Below are 15746 nucleotides of genomic sequence, written 5' to 3' on the forward strand. Positions count from 1 at the left end.
CCTCTGCTCACCCCAGGATACTTGCGACGTGCTGGAACCATGTGACCAGCGGTGGCGGCAGATAGATGCCGGCGGCAAACACCAACGCCAAGTGGGAATACATCGGAATGTAGGACGCCTCGGCGGGTGCAGTGCTGCCGCGCGGTTCGCCGAAAGCGACGCCGGTCAGTCGAAGCAGCAGGGCGCCGAAAGCGAGCAGAATCCCGAAAACCAAGGGCATCGCCAAAAGAGGGTGTCTTGCAAATGTCGAACTCACGACCAGGAATTCGCTCATGAAGATACCGAGCGGAGGGAGGCCGGCAATGGCAACGACGCCGATGACGAGCGCCCAGCCAAGGGCAGGATGTGTTTCCGTCAGTCCCCGGATTTCGGCGATGTTCTGTGTCCCCTTGACCTGGGCAATGTGGCCGACCGTGAAAAAGATCGCCGACTTGGTCAGGCTGTGCATGACCATGTGCAGCAGCCCGGCAAAATTGGCGAGCGGGCCTCCTATGCCGAAGGCGAACACGATGATGCCCATGTGCTCGATCGAGGAGTACGCGAACAGGCGTTTGATGTCGCGGCGGCGGTAGAGCATGAAGGCCGCGAAGACAAGCGACGTCAGTCCCATCGTGATCATCAATGGCCCAGGTGCGATCGCTTCCGGGCTTGCCGCGAGCAATAGCTTGAAGCGCAGCACGGCATAGAGTGCGACGTTTAACAGCAAGCCCGACAGCACTGCGGAAATCGGCGTTGGACCCTCAGCATGCGCGTCTGGCAGCCAGGCATGTAAGGGCGCAAGGCCGACCTTCGTCCCGTAGCCGAGCAGCAGAAAGATGAAGGCGACATTGAGCAGAGCCGGATCGAAGCGCGCGGCGTGAGCGATGAGCACCGTCCAGACCATCGCATTCGTCCCCTCGCCAACAACCGGCTGTGCAGCCATGTAGACGAGGATGGTGCCGAACAGTGCGAGCGCGATGCCGACGCTGCCCAGAATGAAATATTTCCAGGCGGCCTCCAGCGCCTCGTGCGTGCGGTAGATGCCGACCATGAGCACGGTGGTCAGCGTGGCAAGCTCCACCGCCACCCACATCAAGCCAATATTGTTCGACACGAACGCCAGGTTCATGCCGAACATCATGACCTGGTACATTGCGTGATAAAACCGCAAGTTCGGGACTGTCAGCCGCCCGCTCTCCAGTTCGTGGGCAATGTAGGAAGCGCTGAAGACGCTGGTGGTGAAGCCGACGAATGTGTTGAGCACGATGAAGACGATATTGAGATCGTCGACGAGCAGATACTGCCCAGGCTGCGGGCGGTCGGTGACAAGAAGCGACAGTGCGGCGAGCAAGGTCAGCAAGCTCGCAGCGACATTGACGCCCGCCGATATCCGGTATTTCGGCAGCGCCGCCAGAAGTGCGGCCGCGAAGACCGGTATCAGCAAAATGGCGGCCACCGCATCGAGGGAAAACGCGGTCAACGGTGTTCTCCCCTGTAGTCGTCGAGCGCGCCGACATCCACCGAGTCGAACCTCTCGCGGATGCGGAACAGGAAGACTCCGATGACGATGAAGGCGATAAGGATCGAGAAGGCGACACTGATCTCGACGACCAGAGGCATGCCCTTGGCCCCCGTGGCGGCGAGGACCAGACCGTTCTCGAGCGACATGAATCCGACAACTTGGCTGACGGCGTTGCGGCGGGTGACCATCACCAGCAGCCCCAGCAAAATGATGGACAGCGCGAAAGCCAGGTCCTCGCGGGCGAGGGGATCAGCCTCGGGAGTGACGCGCAGCATCAGGACCATGGACAGGGTCACCAGGCCTATCCCCGCAAGCATCGTCGTACCGATGCCGACGGCGGTCTCGACGTCACGATGGATGCCGAGCCGCTGAATGATGCGATGAAGCCCGACAGGAATGACGATCGCCTTGAAGACGAGGGCGATCGCCGCCGTGACGTAGAGATGATGCGCGTCCTGAATGTATGCCTGCCAAGCTACGGACAGGGCCAGCACGATTGCATGAAGCGCAAAAACGTTGATCAGAGCAAAGAGGCGATCCTGATACAGCATCATGAAACTGACCAGCACCAGGCCGCCGGCGAGCAGGTGAGCGATGTCGAAGGTGAGGCCGTTCATCAGAGGCTCCGTGAGACGAACAGCAGGAGCGTGCCGAGCAGGGCCAGCATCAGCGCTGCCCCGAGGAAATCCGGGACGCGGAAGACGCGCATCTTGGCAATGGCAGTCTCAAACACGGCGAGGAGAACGCCACAGACGGCAAGCTTGCCGACATAGGCGACGACACCCGGAGCAAGGGATTCCAGTCCTGCCCCGGCGCTCGCCAGTCCCCAAGGTAGGAAGACGCAGGAAATCAGCGACACATAGAGCAGAAGCTTGAGGAAGGCGGCAAACTCGATCATCGCCAGATGGCGACCGGAATATTCCAGCACCATCGCCTCATGAACCATGGTGAGTTCCAGATGGGTCGATGGGTTGTCCACGGGTATGCGGGCGTTTTCGGCGATCGCCACCATCACGAGGGCGATGAGCGACATCCCGAGCGACACCCGCAAGCCAACCTCCGGTGACCCCATGAAGGCGGCGACCGTTGAGAGTTGCGTAGCACCCGCGACGAGCGCCAGGCTGAACACGATGAGCAGCATGGCGGGTTCGGCCAGCGAAGCGATCATCACCTCGCGGCTCGAGCCGATGCCGCCGAAGCTCGTGCCGACGTCCATGCCTGCCAGCGCCAGGAAGAACCGGGCGCTTCCCAGCAGTGCGACAATGGCTATGAGATCGGCGGTCCAACTGAATGTGAGGCCGGCGGCGAATGTCGGGATGAGCGCCGCGCCGACCCAGGTGGTGGCAAAGATCAGATAGGGCGTCACGCGAAACAGCCAGGATGCGTTGTCCGCCAGAACGACTTCCTTGCGCATCAGCCGCAAGAGATCGCGGTAAGGTTGGATCAGGGAAGGACCCTGGCGGCGCAAGAGCCGTGCCTTCACCTTGCGCACGAATCCGGTCAGGAGCGGCGCCAGCAAAAGCACCAGCGCCATCTGCGCGCCTTGAACGGCCAACTCGAGAATCACGGCCATAGTGCGAGCACCAGGAGCAGGACAATGAGAAAGAGAAAGACGAGGGTCAGGTAGCGCCTGATCGTCAGGAACTGCAGATGGTTGAGGTGGTCGGTCGCAAAGTCGAGGGCCCGGCCGATAGGCAGGTACAGCGTCTCCCAGATCACATCATGCATTTCGACATTCAGACGAGCCGGACCGGTCTCGCCAGGTGCCGGCATTTCGACGGTTTCCCTTGCACGGAATACGAACGTGCCGAAGACGCGGCGGATAGGCTGCGCGAAGCTGACGGCCGTGTACTGCGAGCTCGGGACCACATCCGGGAAGCCACAACCCCAGGCGGGACCCCGACGGAGTGCATGTGATGCAAAGCGATGGATCACATATGCCGCAGCGGATGCGGAAAAGGCGATGAACAGGAACACCAACAGGCCGTTGTAGGAACTGCGGCTCGCTGCAATCGGCACGATAGACAGCCAGGGCTGGGCCATCTGCATAGGCATCCGACTGCCGATCAGTGGCAGTGTCACCGATGAGAGGCCGTCTATCACAAGACCGGGCAGAATGCCGGCCAGGAGACAAAGGGAAGCGAGAATGAACATTGCCGCCAGCGAGTAGCGGTCGACCTCATGCGCCAGTTCCACCGCGGCCGAGCGTGGCCGGCCGAGGAATGTAATCCCGAACGCCTTTACAAAGCAGGCCGCGGCCAGTGCCGCTGACAGCGCCAGCAGACCGCCAACGGCGGGCACCATGACCTTCAGTCCCCATTGTGGCAGATCGGGGCTCTGCAATATGGCCTGAAAGGCCAGCCATTCGGAGACGAAGCCGTTGAAGGGTGGAAGTGCCGAGATCGCGACGCAACCGACGAGAAAGGCAAAACTTGTAAAGGGCATGCGGTGGATGAGACCGCCCAGCTTCTCCATATCCCGCTCTCCGGTTGCCGTCAGCACGGCGCCCGCGCCGAAAAACAGCAGGCTCTTGAAAAAGGAATGGTTGAGGACGTGGAACAGCGCGGCGGTGAGCGCCAGCGCTGCAGCCGATGGCATGGCGTTCGCCTTGAAAGCGAGCGCGAGACCAAGGCTTACGAAGATGACGCCGATGTTTTCAATGGTGCTATAGGCAAGCAGTCGCTTCAGGTCCTTTTCCATCAGCGCGTAGAGGATGCCGAGAACCGCCGTCAGGCCGCCAAGGAAAAGCACGGCAACGCCCGACCACCATGCCGGCTCACCGAGCAGATCGAAAATAACGCGTATGAAGCCATAGACTGCGACCTTGGTCATCACGCCGCTCATGAGAGCCGAGACGTGGCTTGGCGCGGCCGGATGAGCGAGTGGCAGCCAAACCTGCAGCGGGACGAGTCCAGCCTTGGAGCCGGCGCCCAGCAGCATGAGAACCAGGACGAAAGCAGCGGCGAACGGGGTGGGGTCGGCGGCTCGCATCGCGTCGAATGTGTAGGTTCCATCGGATCCGGCGAGCAGGCCGAACGCAAGCAGCAGCGCGAGTGTGCCGAAGCTTGCCATCACGAGATAGATGTAGCCCGCCCGCGCATTGTCCTGCTCGCGATGGTGCGCCATGACGAGCGCCCAGGAGGCGAGCGACATGAATTCCCAGGAAAGCAGGAAAGTGAAGGCGTCGTCGGCCACCACGACAAGGTTCATTCCGGCCAGGAAAGCCGGAAAGAACGGCAGTACCCGATGCGGCGCAGACTCATGCCTGCCGTAGCCGAGGCCATAAAGACTGGCCATGGAGCCGCCGAAGTTGACGACGATGAGGAAGAAAGTCGAGAGCGCATCCAAACGGAAATGAGCGCCAATCCATGGCAATCCAAGAGGCAACACCACAGTCGACGGGGTGACGGGATTGTCGGCGATGCGGCTCGCGAGAACCATGAGCACGGCCGACGATATACCTAGCGTCAAGCCGTAGATCAGGCGGCGTGTTCCCGAGTCGGATCTGCGGCTTTCCGCAATCGCAAGCACCGCAGTCCCCAGGAGCGCAGCGACGCCCCACAGGAGGACCGCGGCCCCCGAAATCACGCCACGCTCCTCACGGGGAGTTTGGCATCCGTATCGACCCCGCCAAGGATCTTGGCGGGGTCAAAGTCCGCTTTCAGTCGCACGCCGCGCCCGCCGATTTGGCTGGAGGCGCCTTCAGCGATCAATTCCACGCCGGCGAGGTCAAGTGCCCCGATCAGCTTCATGAGAGAATCGACGTTACCCCGAATAATCGACTCGCTGGCTTCCATGCGTTGAATTGTCGGCACGGAAAGACCGGACAATTCGGCAAGCCTGCGCTGGTCGATGCCAAGGAGCGCCCTCGCGGCACGCAACTGTGGAGCAGTTATCACGGTCGCATCCCCCTTTTTGATCAGCTTTGAGATATTATCTCTACGTCTTGCAGCATATATTAAAATGCGGCGCATTCAATTAGTGATGCGTGGCGCATCTGTCTTGAGGCCGTAGAAAACCGGGTAATACGCCCTGCGCACCAAAGCCATGCGGCCATTCCCGTCACGGCCAGTCTTGTCGCCAGCCGTCTCGGATTGCGCGTGATGGGGCTGGCAATGGGCCTTATCTCGGCCGGCCACTCGATTGGAGCCGCCGCGGGCGCGTCGGCTATCTCTTCGACCTCACTCTACGTTATGAGTGGGTATGGCTGAGTTCGCTTGCTCTTGCCGTTGGGCCGGTCTCATCGTGTTCGTGCTTCAGGATCGGCCAAAACAGATAGCTGCCGAAATCCAGGAACAGCGCCTTCGCGAATGTGCTGCCAAATCTGGCATGCGGCAAAGCTCTGTAGCGCTACTGCCAAAGCCGCCTCATGCGAACGGAGACGTCCTCCAGGACTGGCATGGAGGCCAGCACGAGGAGAATGGCCGCGAGAAACAACGTCGCCGCGAAGCCGACATGCTTGAAACCCACAGCGCCGATGACGCCGCCGAGAAAGAACAATGCCACAAGCGACGCAAGCAGCCTCAGCTTTCTTCGATCTGCCTTCACGAACAGTTCGTCCGAGTCACTCCCCGAGATGTTCCAATAAAGCAGCTTGCCGAGTTCGATGCCCATGTCAGTCACCAGGCCAGTGACATGCGTTGTCCGGATTCTGGCTTCCGACAGCTTGGTGATGATGGTGCAAAACCGGGTGTCAAAATTGCAAAATCGCGCGACCCGCTACAATGAGACGACTGGCACCGGCACATCTCTATGTGTCTGATTTATCTTTGGAATTTGGTAGCGGGAGAGCGCTACCGCCTTTCCCCCCACTCATCGAGCTGCCAGTTCCGACTTCGCTGCAGCGGCTGACGAGGCCGTCCTGCCTACAAATCTGGCGCAAGGAGTGCCTTGCCTCCGAAGGCTCGTGTCAAGCGGCTGTCTATTCCTGCGGGGGTCGGACCGGCGCCCGCTACTGGCGAAGCCGACTCAGCCTGCCTCCTGCACCTCCGGCAATGTTATGCGATGCGTTTGTGACGTTCCTTCCGGTTCGAATCTGCTCTGTTGTGAAGCCTGTAGCATTATAATAGCATAATCTGGTCGAAGGTGGGGAATGACGCATGCGATGCGATTTGAGAGGTAAGACGGCGCTGGTCACTGGTGCAGCGGGAGCGATCGGCAGCGCTATCGCCAAACGGCTGTCCGACAATGATGCTGCAATCGTTGTCGCCGATATCGACATGGAAGGCGCCGAGCGCGTAGCGGCAACCCTGAGCAGCGCGATGGCCTGTGCCGTCGACATCCGCGATGCCGCCTCGGTGGACGACGCGATAGCCGCCACCATGGCGCGCTACGGCCGCCTCGACATTCTCGTCAACAATGCCGGCGTCAATACACTGGCGCACCGCGTCACCATCGATGAATTCCCAGTCGAGGAATGGGATCGCATCACCGGCATCGATCTCGACGGCCTCTACATCATGAGCCGCGCGGCGCTTGTGCCGATGCTTGCCGCCGGCAGAGGCGGCCGCATCGTCAACATCGCCTCGGTGGTCGGCTTGGCGGCGATGCGCCTGCAGAGCCCGTTCGTCGCCGCCAAGGCCGGCATCATCCACCTGACGCGCTCGATGGCGATTGAACTGGGCGAAAAGGGCATCCTGACCAATGCGATCGCGCCGGGTTCAGTGATGACAGCGCTGACCGCCAAACTGTTCTATGGCGAGGACGGCAAGTTCGCCGGACGCACCGAGGAGTTCCTCGCCCATGTGCCGCTTGGCCGGCCGGCCCGGCCGGAGGAGATCGCCGAGGCGGTGCTGTTCCTCGCTTCCCCCACCGCCAGTTATATCAACGGCCAGGTGCTGGCCGTCGATGGCGGCTGGACAGCAGGATACATGATGTGAGTGCGGGCATGGAAATCGATCTCGAGGGCACTGCTTACGCACTCGATGGCGACACAAATCCGGTGGCCGAGGCCGCACTTGCCGCGTTGCAGGCCAATGGCGGCCATCTGGTCGAGGGTTCCCATGCACGGGCCGCCGATATCCTGCTGATCTCCTGCGCGTTGTGGCCAGGAACGGCGACGCGCGATCCGCGGTCTCACTACGCCGATGCGCGCAAGGCTGCCGTGACCATGACCGAGCACGGCAGCGGACGCATTGTCTTCCTGCTCTCGGCGACCGCCGGCATGCCGATGCGCCGCCATCCGCGCTTTTCCATGGAGAACGCCTCGATCCTCGCAGGCATGCGCACGCTGGCCATGGAGTTCGGCCCGAAGGTGCTGGTCAATGCCGTCGGCGTCGGCGCGGTCGAAGATGAAACCATGGTTTCCGGCGACAAAGCGATGCTCAGCCACACACCGGCCGGCCGCTCAGGCAGCATCGAGGAAGCGGTTGCGGCCGTGCTGTTCTTCTGCGATCCGCTCAACACCTACACGACGGGCCAGATGCTGAGCGTAGACGGTGGATGGACGGCAGGCTATGGGCGCAATTTCTGAATGGGTGAACATCGGATCGGGAGCGCTCGAAGTCGCCCTGGTGCCGCAGATCGGTGGCTCCGTGAGTTCGCTACGCTGGCGCGGCATCGACCTCATGCGCCGGCTCTCGGACGAGGAACGCGAGGCCGGCAATGTGCTTGGCATCGCCATGTTCCCGATGACGCCCTATGCCAACCGCATCGCCGGAAATGCCTTTGAGTTCGGGGGAAAAAGCTGGCTGGTGCAGCCCAACAATCCGCCCGAAAAATTCAACGTCCATGGCAGTGGCTGGCAACACGCCTGGACCGTCACCGAGGCCGGAACCGCCGACGCAAGGCTCTCGCTGGACATCAATGCCGGAGCCGACCTTCATTCCTACCGCGCGACGCAGACTTTCGGGGTCTCCGATGAGGGCCTGCGCGTGACCATGACACTGACCAACACCGGGGCGATCTCCCTGCCGTTCGGTTTTGGCCTGCATCCCTGGTTCGATCGCGACCCAGACGTGACATTGCAGTTCAGGGCCAGGCGCTTCTACCTTGAAGAGCCCGATGGTATTTCGGGCGATCCGATCACGCTGCCACCCGAACTCGATTTTACCGCCGCGCGGCCCTTGCCGGATGGCTGGCGCAACAATGACTATGGCGGCTGGGGCGGTGAAGCGACAATCCACTTTCCGACGCGCGGCGCGGGACTGCGCATCAAGGGTGATGCGGTTTTCAAGCACCTGATGCTCTATGCCGATCCCACCAAACCATATTTCTGCGTCGAGCCGCAGACCAACGCCTCGGGCGCCTTCAACCGGGGCCGATGGGATGATCCGGAAGAAGGCGTGATTGTGCTCGCCACAGGTGAAAGTGCTGTCGGCACGGTTACGTTCACGCCCTTCGCGCTCAAGACCTAGAGCAGCCGCGCCAGCAGGCCGCCATCCACTTGCATGGCGCTGCCGGTGACGAAGGACGAGGCATCCGAAACCAGGAAGCCGATTGCGGTGGCAATCTCGGAGGGATTGGCGATGCGCGCGATCCTGTTGGGCTCGAACGACAGCCCCAGTGCTTCGGCACCGCCGGCCGCTTCCAACCCGTCCAGCGTCATCCGGGTGGCGACCGAGCCGACCAGGACGGCGTTGACGCGGATACGGTCGACGGCATAGTCGAGCGCCATCTGGCGCGACAGGCCGACAACCGCCGCCTTCGTCGCGGCATAGGCGGGCACGCCGGGAACCGTGGCATCGGCATGAACGGAGGCGATGTTGACGACCGAGCCGCCGCCGGCCGCGCGCAGCAGCGGCAAGGTGGCGCGGCAGACGCGGAAAATGGCCGTCAGATTGACGGCTATGGTTTTCTCCCAATCCTCGTCGGAAACCTCTTCCAGCCGCTTGCCGGTGGGATAGATGCCGGCGCAGTTGACGACCGCGTCGAGCCCGCCGAACCGTGCATTGACTGCCGACACGGCAGCCTGGACGTCGGCCTCACGGGTGAGATCGCTCTCGCGGAAGATCAATTGGCTTTCGGCGTAGCGGCTGGCGAGCACTTTTCCTTCCTCGCCATCCAGCCCGGCGCCAAAGACCTTGGCGCCCTCGGCGGCGAGGTACTCGGCCGTCGCGCGACCGATGCCGGTCGCAGCGCCGGTGACGAAAACGCGTTTGCCGGCGAACATCATGACGAAACCTGTGCAGCCAGGGCATGGCGCTCGGCTTGCGCCGCCGTTACCGACCACAAGACACGATCCTCGCCACCCTCGCCTCGGCCGAATTCGTCGACGATGCGGCCGTCGGCAACGACGAGACAGCGGTCGCAAAGGCCGATCAGTTCCTCGATCTCGGAAGCCACGATGAGCAAGCCCACGCCTTTCTCGGCAAGTTCGACGACAAGCCGGTAGATTTCGTGCCGGGTTGCCGCATCGACGCCCTTGGTCGGCTCATCGAGCAGCAGCACTTTCGGCGCCCGCATCAGCACGCGGGCAAACAGCAGCTTCTGCTGGTTGCCGCCCGACAGATGGGTGACCGAAGCCTGCGGCGATGACGCCTTGACGTTGAGCGCGCTCATGGCGGCGAGGATGGAACTGCGCTCCAGCCGGCCACGCACCATGCCGTGCCGCGACAAGGGCGCGAGATTGCCGATGGTGATGTTCGCGCCGACCGGCAGGTTGAACAGCAGGCCATCACGCTTGCGGTCTTCGGTCAGCAGTGCAATGCCAGCCGCGCGAGCATCCCTGGGCGATCTGATCGATACGGTCCGGCCAGTGACTCGGATTTCGCCATCGGCGGGAACGCGGCCATAGATGCCGTGCAGGATCTCGCTGCGGCCGGAGCCCAGTAGCCCAGCCAGCCCAACGATCTCGCCCGCCGCCACGGAGAGGTTGATATCCCTGGCGCCATGCACCGCGCCGCTGTGGCCGGCGACCGTGAGATGACGAACGTCCAGCGCTGTCGGCGCGCCGACGGGTGCTGAATGTTCGGGAAACAGCCGCTGCAGCCTTTGCCCCGACATCGAGAAGATGAAGGTCTCGGCGTCAAAGTCCTCGCGCGCGATCCGCACCGCCACCTGCCCGTCGCGCAAGACAGTGGCGCGGTCGCAGATGGCCAGCACCTCGGGCAGGCGATGGGTGATGTAGATCATAGCCACGCCTTGCGCCTTCAGGCGGCGCAGCACGCTGAACAGCGCGTCGACCTCGGTGCCGGAGAGCGAGGCTGTCGGCTCGTCCAGCATCAGCACGCGCGGCTTCTGTACGATGGCACGGGCAATTATCACCAGATGGCGCTGCGCCGAGGTCAGCGACGCGACATAGGCCCTGGGATTGATGTCGATGCCGAGGTCGGCAAAGATTTCCCCGGCACGCTGCTCGAGTTTGCGCTGGTGAACCAGCATGCCGTCGCCCAGACCGGTGCGGCCGGCAAAGACGTTCTCGGCGACCGAAAGCTGTTCGAGCACCTCGATTTCCTGCGGCACGTAGCCGACACCGTTCGATCGCGCATCGGCCGGCGAGGCAAAACTGACGGGCCGGCCGTCGAGCTGGATCGTGCCGGTGTAGGAACCGGCCGGATGCACGCCGTTGAGGATCTTGACCAGCGTCGACTTGCCGGCGCCGTTCTGACCGAGCAGGGCGTGAATCTCGCCGGTAACGACATCGAAATCGACGCCGCGCAGTGCCTGCACGCCGCCAAAATTCTTGGCGATGGCGGTGGCCGAAAACAGCGGCTCTTGGGTGGTCGACACGGCGATCCTCTCTGGATGTTGCCGGGCCCGCCAGATGCAGACCCGGCAGCAGGGTGTTACTGGCCGGCGCTGTCCAGCATTTTGTAATAGGGATCGAGGTCGGCAGCGGTGATCACCTTGGCCGGCAACGGATTGCTGTAGGGCACGGTCTTGCCCTGGGCGAGATCACCCAGCAGTTCGGCAACCTTGGCGCTCTCTTCATAGAGCGGCTGCGCGACGATGCCGTAGGCGGCACCCGACTTCACCAGATCGAGATTCTGCCTGATATAGTCCATGCCGATGATGACGACATCGCGTCCGGCCTTGCGGGCAGCGCCCGACCAGGTCTGGATGCTGTTGCCGGTGGTGCCGAAGGCGGCGGTCACATCAGGATTGCCCTGCAGGATGGCTACCGCTTTTGCCTCGGCCGCCGACGGCTCAAAGCCCTCCATCTGCGTGTCGAGCACCTTGATGCTGGGGTATTTCGCCGCGATGGTCTTGCGGAAGGCGTCCGACATGGCGTTCTCGGTATCGTTGGAGGCGCCTTGCGTCAGCGCAACCGTGCCCCTGCCGCCGAGCTTGTCGCCAATCGCGATCGCGGCATTGGCGCCGACCTCGGCGATGTCTTCGCCGGTCGCCGCCTTGAGGCCATTGACGGTGCCTTCCGGCGGCAGGACATGCCAGGTGACGATCGGGAAACCCTCCTTGGCAAGCTTGGTGATGTAGGAATAGATCGCCGGATCCACGCCATAGACGCCGATGGCATCGTATTTGGTGCGGGCAAGGGCGGCCTCGGCGAGCGGCAGCGTTGCGGGGATGTCCCAGTTGGTGGCGCTCGGGTCGCCGACGACCTCGCAGGTGTAGCCGAGCTCTTTGCACTTGTTGAGGAAACCGGCCTGCATCAGCCGGTGCACGGGATGATCCTTCATCGCCTGCACCCAGAGCAGGTGGATGTCCGCCGCCTGGGCAATGCTCGCTAAACCGAGCGAAGTGGCTACTGCCGCCGCGCCAAGCGCGCTGCGGATCAGTCCGTTCTTCAGATTTATTCTCATGTCGTACCTCCCTTGGTTCTCCGGCATTTTTTGCCGGCTCAATGTCCACTTCCCCGCGGTTTGCTCAGGCTCCGGCGATGAAGTAGCGGCGGCGCACGATGTCGAGGCCGACGGCCATGACCATGATCACGCCGACCGCGATCTGCTGCCAGTTGGAGTTGACGCCGATGACGACGAGGCCGCTCTGCACAATTTTCAGCAAAAGAATGCCGACAACGCCGCCGGCCACTGTGCCGGCGCCGCCGAAGAGGCTGACGCCGCCGACCACGACACCGGCGATGACCGTCAGTTCCCAGCCGCTGCCGATCGAGGTGCCGCCGCTGCCGAGATCGGCCATGACGAACATGCCGGCGATCGCCGACAGCGCGCCGACGACAATGAAGGCGCCGATCTTGTAGGCATTGGTGTTGATGCCGACGAGGTGCGCCACTTCCTGGTTGCCGCCGGTGGCATACATGTTGCGCCCGAGCACGGTGCGCCGCAGGACGAAGTCGGCGACGACGGCCGCAATGACGAAGAAGGCAAAGCTCCAGCCGAGACCGAAGGCGAGGTCGGTGCCGCCGATCGTGTTGATCGCCTCCGGTAGCGGGTAGACCGGATAGCCGCCGGTCACCACCTGGATCAGGCCCTGGCCGATGAACAGCATGCCGAGCGTCTGGATGAAGGCGGGAATGCCGAGCCTGACGACAATCAGGCCGTTCAGCAGCCCGATCAGAGCTCCGACGCCGATGCCGCCGAGAATGCCGACCGTCACCGGCAGGGCGGCCGCGGTCATCAGCTTGGCAGCGACCACGGCGGAGAGACCAGCCACCGAGCCGACCGACAGGTCGAACTCGCCGGTAACCAGCAGGATGGTCTGGCCGATGGCAATGATGCCGACAAAGGAGACGACGTTGAGAATGGCGCGGATATTGCGCTCCGACAGGAACGCTGGTTCGAGCAGCCAGAAGAACGCGATCAGCAGGGCCATCGCTGCCAGCACGCCGACTTCGCCGACGGCAATGAAGCCGATCAGTCGCCGCCGAAACAATTGCGCGTTCCGCGGCGGCGAGCTCACCTCAGCCACGCTGTTCATCCTGACCTCCCTTGCGGCGCCTGTTGCCGGCTCTTGCGACCGGCGCCACGCGCCCACGCCGATCTTGCCGCGCTCCTCTCGCCCATTAAGATTATAATATTATAACTTGTCAATGATGAAATTCCCTGATGGTGCATAGCTGGGTCCATCGCTGGAAAGCGTCCGCCGCAACCGCTATGAATGGCGTTTGTGGCGTGACCCGGAGAACATTGCTTTGGCGGGTCGCGCTCTCTTGGAGCATGCTGATGACCGACAGGCCGGACGGCCCGGGCGAGAAAAAGTCGCGGCGCCTTGGCGTCCGCGAGATCGCCAAGCGCGTCGGCGTCGCGCCGATGACCGTGTCGCGGGCGCTGTCCAATCCCGATATGGTCTCGCCGGAGACGCGCGCCAAGGTGCTGCAGGCCATCGAGCAGGCCGGCTTCGTACCCAACCGGCTGGCGTCCAGCATGCGCGGCAACGGCCGCATGATCGGCACGGTGGTGCCGCCGCTGATCAATTCGGGCATCGCCGAGCAAGTGCAGGGCATGTCCGACGAATGCCACGAGAGCGGCTATTCGATGCTCCTGGTGCAGGGCGAGTTCACGCAGGAGGCAGAGGAGAAATCGATCCGCACCCTGCTTGGCTGGCGCCCGGTCGGCATGATCCTGCAAAGCTTCGTGCAAAGCGACACGGCCCGTGCGCTTCTCAAGAGCAGCGGCGCACCAGTGGTCGAAATCTCGGAGATCAAGGGCCGCAAGCCGATCGACATGGTGGTCGGCGTGTCCAACTTCGAGACCGCCTACGCCATGACCATGCATCTGGCGGCCAAGGGCTACAAGCGCATCGGCTTCGTCTCGACGCCGATCCATGGCAATGATCGCCTGCAGCAGCGCCGCACCGGCTATCATGCCGCGCTCACCGAACTCGGCATCAAGAACCATGCCGACATGGAGGTCGAGGTGCCGATCACCCCGCAAGGCGGCGCCGAGGCGCTGGTGACGTTGACGTCGAGGCACAAGGACATCGACGCCATCTTCTTCTCCAGCGACACGCTGGCCGTCGGCGCCGTGCAGGAATGCCACCGCCGCCACTGGGCGGTGCCGGGCAGGATCGCCATCGCCGGCTATGGCGACATGGATCTCGCGGCCCAACTCTATCCGCCGCTGACCACCGTGAAGGTTAATCGCTACGAGATGGGCCGGCGCGCCGTGCGGCAATTGCTGGCAAGGCTCGGCGGCGACACCAAGGTGCCGACCATCACCAGCCTCGGCTTCGAGATCGTCGACCGCGAGAGCGCTTGATCAGGACGGCTGTTTCTTTGCCGTGTCGTCTCGCCGCCCGAGGCGCTTTTCCCAGCCCTCGGCATGGACATTGATATAGGCGTCGGGATCGTAGGAGTGATGCTTGATCACATCGATGTTGAGATCGATGCCGAGCCCCGGCGCGTGCGGCAGCGACAGGTGGCCGTTGTCCGGATTGATGGTCGGATGCCAGGTCGCGAGGTCGCGCGTCCACGGGTCGTTGAAGGCGTCGAAATGCTCCTGAATGAGGAAATTCGGCACCGCGGCGGCCAGTTGCAGGCACACCGCCGTCGCCACCGGTCCGCCGCTCTGATGCGGCGCGATATGGCTGCCATGGGCAAGCGCTAGGTTGGCCACCTGCATCGACGCCGCAATGCCGCCCAGCGACATCGGCTCGGGCTGGAAGATGTTGACGCCGCCGCCCGCCGCCAGCGTGTAGAACTGGCCGACCGTGTCGTACATCTCGCCGGTCGCCACCGGAATCGGCGAGCGATGCGCCACTTCGTGCACGGTTTCCTGCCGGTCGCGCGAGGTCGGCTCCTCCCACCAGTAGATATCGAGGTCGGCGAACTTTTGCGCCGCCTGCAGGGCGGCGATCTCGGTGAAGCGGGCATGGACGTCGATCAGGATCAGCGTGTCCTTGGGCAGTTCGTCACGCAATTTTCGGCAGATCGCGTAGGACAGGTCCAGCTCCTCGCGCGAAATGAAACCTTGCGCGGTGCCGAACGGGTCGAGCTTGAACGCCTTGAAGCCCTTGGCCAGCACCGCCTTGGCGGCCTCGAGGAAAGCCTCTGGCGTACGCTCGGTGCGATACCAGCCATTGGCGTAGCCGAGCACGCTGTCGCGCACTTGCCCGCCGAGCAACTGATGGATCGGCACGCCGAGGGTCTTGCCCAGTATGTCCCAGCAGGCGACCTCGATCGCGGCGATCACCGTGCGGTGGATGTGGCCGCCGTCGAGCGAAACGCTGTCCAGCAGGCGCTTGGCCAACGCGTTGATGCGGCGCGGATCCTGGCCGATGGCGAGATGCTTGAGTTCATGCACGCCGGCTTCGGTTGTCTTGATGAAGCCGTTCAGCGTGCCTTCGCCGACGCCATGGATGCCCTTGTCGGTATGCACTTTGACGAACAGCCAGTTCTTCCAGCCGGCGCCAACAGCGAAGGTCTCGATCTCGGTGATCTTCATGCGAA

14 protein-coding genes and 1 pseudogene are annotated in these 15746 nt (G+C 63.0%); 4 read left to right on the forward strand and 11 right to left on the reverse strand.

Annotated elements, in window-relative coordinates; genetic code table 11:
* Window positions 1–7: 7 nt before the first annotated feature.
* The 6 genes and pseudogenes from NKI67_RS01810 to NKI67_RS01835 all read right to left on the reverse strand — a co-directional run.
* Window positions 8–1459 carry a hydrogenase 4 subunit F gene (locus tag NKI67_RS01810; protein ID WP_023675518.1) on the reverse strand — a complete coding sequence of 484 codons (1452 nt, stop codon included), beginning with the start codon at window positions 1457–1459 and terminating at the stop codon, window positions 8–10.
* On the reverse strand, window positions 1456–2118 hold the full coding sequence (locus tag NKI67_RS01815) for a hydrogenase-4 component E (RefSeq protein ID WP_023675519.1): 663 nt from the start codon (window positions 2116–2118) through the stop codon (window positions 1456–1458). The genes NKI67_RS01810 and NKI67_RS01815 overlap by 4 nt, the downstream gene beginning before the upstream one ends.
* Window positions 2118–3074 (reverse strand): respiratory chain complex I subunit 1 family protein, encoded by a 957-nt coding sequence (locus NKI67_RS01820; protein WP_023675520.1) that lies wholly within the window; start codon window positions 3072–3074, stop codon window positions 2118–2120. Before NKI67_RS01820 ends, NKI67_RS01815 begins: the two co-directional genes overlap by 1 nt.
* Window positions 3065–5089: a hydrogenase 4 subunit B gene (hyfB, locus tag NKI67_RS01825; RefSeq protein WP_502909312.1), complete on the reverse strand. Its 2025-nt coding sequence runs from the start codon at window positions 5087–5089 to the stop codon at window positions 3065–3067. The genes NKI67_RS01820 and hyfB overlap by 10 nt, the downstream gene beginning before the upstream one ends.
* Window positions 5086–5400 carry a helix-turn-helix domain-containing protein gene (locus NKI67_RS01830; protein ID WP_023675522.1) on the reverse strand — a complete coding sequence of 105 codons (315 nt, stop codon included), beginning with the start codon at window positions 5398–5400 and terminating at the stop codon, window positions 5086–5088. The genes hyfB and NKI67_RS01830 overlap by 4 nt, the downstream gene beginning before the upstream one ends.
* A 463-nt stretch (window positions 5401–5863) precedes the next feature.
* Window positions 5864–6178 (reverse strand): annotated as a pseudogene (locus NKI67_RS01835) (YoaK family protein); the annotation flags it as partial.
* A gap of 422 nt (window positions 6179–6600) precedes the next feature.
* On the opposite strand from NKI67_RS01835, the gene NKI67_RS01840 reads away from it, so the two are divergent.
* Genes NKI67_RS01840 through NKI67_RS01850 form a run of 3 tightly spaced genes read left to right on the forward strand, consistent with a single transcriptional unit; the run spans window position 6601 to window position 8856 of the window.
* Window positions 6601–7380, forward strand: a complete 780-nt coding sequence (locus tag NKI67_RS01840; RefSeq protein WP_023675524.1) for an SDR family NAD(P)-dependent oxidoreductase — start codon at window positions 6601–6603, stop codon at window positions 7378–7380.
* Window positions 7381–7388: 8 nt separating this feature from the next.
* Complete coding sequence (locus tag NKI67_RS01845) at window positions 7389–7973, forward strand: SDR family oxidoreductase (RefSeq protein ID WP_023675525.1); 585 nt, start codon at window positions 7389–7391, stop codon at window positions 7971–7973.
* Entirely contained in the window at window positions 7957–8856 is a 900-nt protein-coding gene (locus tag NKI67_RS01850; RefSeq protein WP_023675526.1) for an aldose 1-epimerase, read from the forward strand. Before NKI67_RS01845 ends, NKI67_RS01850 begins: the two co-directional genes overlap by 17 nt.
* Here the strand turns inward: NKI67_RS01850 and NKI67_RS01855 are convergent.
* From NKI67_RS01855 to NKI67_RS01870, 4 genes are all read right to left on the reverse strand, one after another.
* Window positions 8853–9614 carry an SDR family NAD(P)-dependent oxidoreductase gene (locus tag NKI67_RS01855; RefSeq protein WP_023675527.1) on the reverse strand — a complete coding sequence of 254 codons (762 nt, stop codon included), beginning with the start codon at window positions 9612–9614 and terminating at the stop codon, window positions 8853–8855. The two genes, NKI67_RS01850 and NKI67_RS01855, sit on opposite strands and share 4 nt — an antisense overlap.
* The gene (locus tag NKI67_RS01860; RefSeq protein WP_051406094.1) at window positions 9611–11170 is read right to left on the reverse strand and encodes a sugar ABC transporter ATP-binding protein; all 1560 of its coding nucleotides are present in this window, start codon (window positions 11168–11170) and stop codon (window positions 9611–9613) included. The genes NKI67_RS01855 and NKI67_RS01860 overlap by 4 nt, the downstream gene beginning before the upstream one ends.
* A 56-nt stretch (window positions 11171–11226) precedes the next feature.
* The gene (locus NKI67_RS01865) at window positions 11227–12201 is read right to left on the reverse strand and encodes a sugar ABC transporter substrate-binding protein (protein WP_023675529.1); all 975 of its coding nucleotides are present in this window, start codon (window positions 12199–12201) and stop codon (window positions 11227–11229) included.
* 64 nt (window positions 12202–12265) lie between these two features.
* Window positions 12266–13276, reverse strand: a complete 1011-nt coding sequence (locus tag NKI67_RS01870) for an ABC transporter permease (protein WP_352454163.1) — start codon at window positions 13274–13276, stop codon at window positions 12266–12268.
* Between the two features lie 245 nt (window positions 13277–13521).
* On the opposite strand from NKI67_RS01870, the gene NKI67_RS01875 reads away from it, so the two are divergent.
* Window positions 13522–14556: a LacI family DNA-binding transcriptional regulator gene (locus tag NKI67_RS01875; protein ID WP_031211416.1), complete on the forward strand. Its 1035-nt coding sequence runs from the start codon at window positions 13522–13524 to the stop codon at window positions 14554–14556.
* On the opposite strand, the gene NKI67_RS01880 is transcribed toward NKI67_RS01875, so the two are convergent.
* Entirely contained in the window at window positions 14557–15741 is a 1185-nt protein-coding gene (locus NKI67_RS01880) for a mandelate racemase/muconate lactonizing enzyme family protein (RefSeq protein ID WP_352640757.1), read from the reverse strand.
* Window positions 15742–15746: the final 5 nt, after the last annotated feature.

The sequence above is a fragment of the Mesorhizobium sp. M0408 genome (assembly GCF_040321495.1).
Classification (GTDB): Bacteria; Pseudomonadota; Alphaproteobacteria; order Rhizobiales; family Rhizobiaceae; genus Mesorhizobium.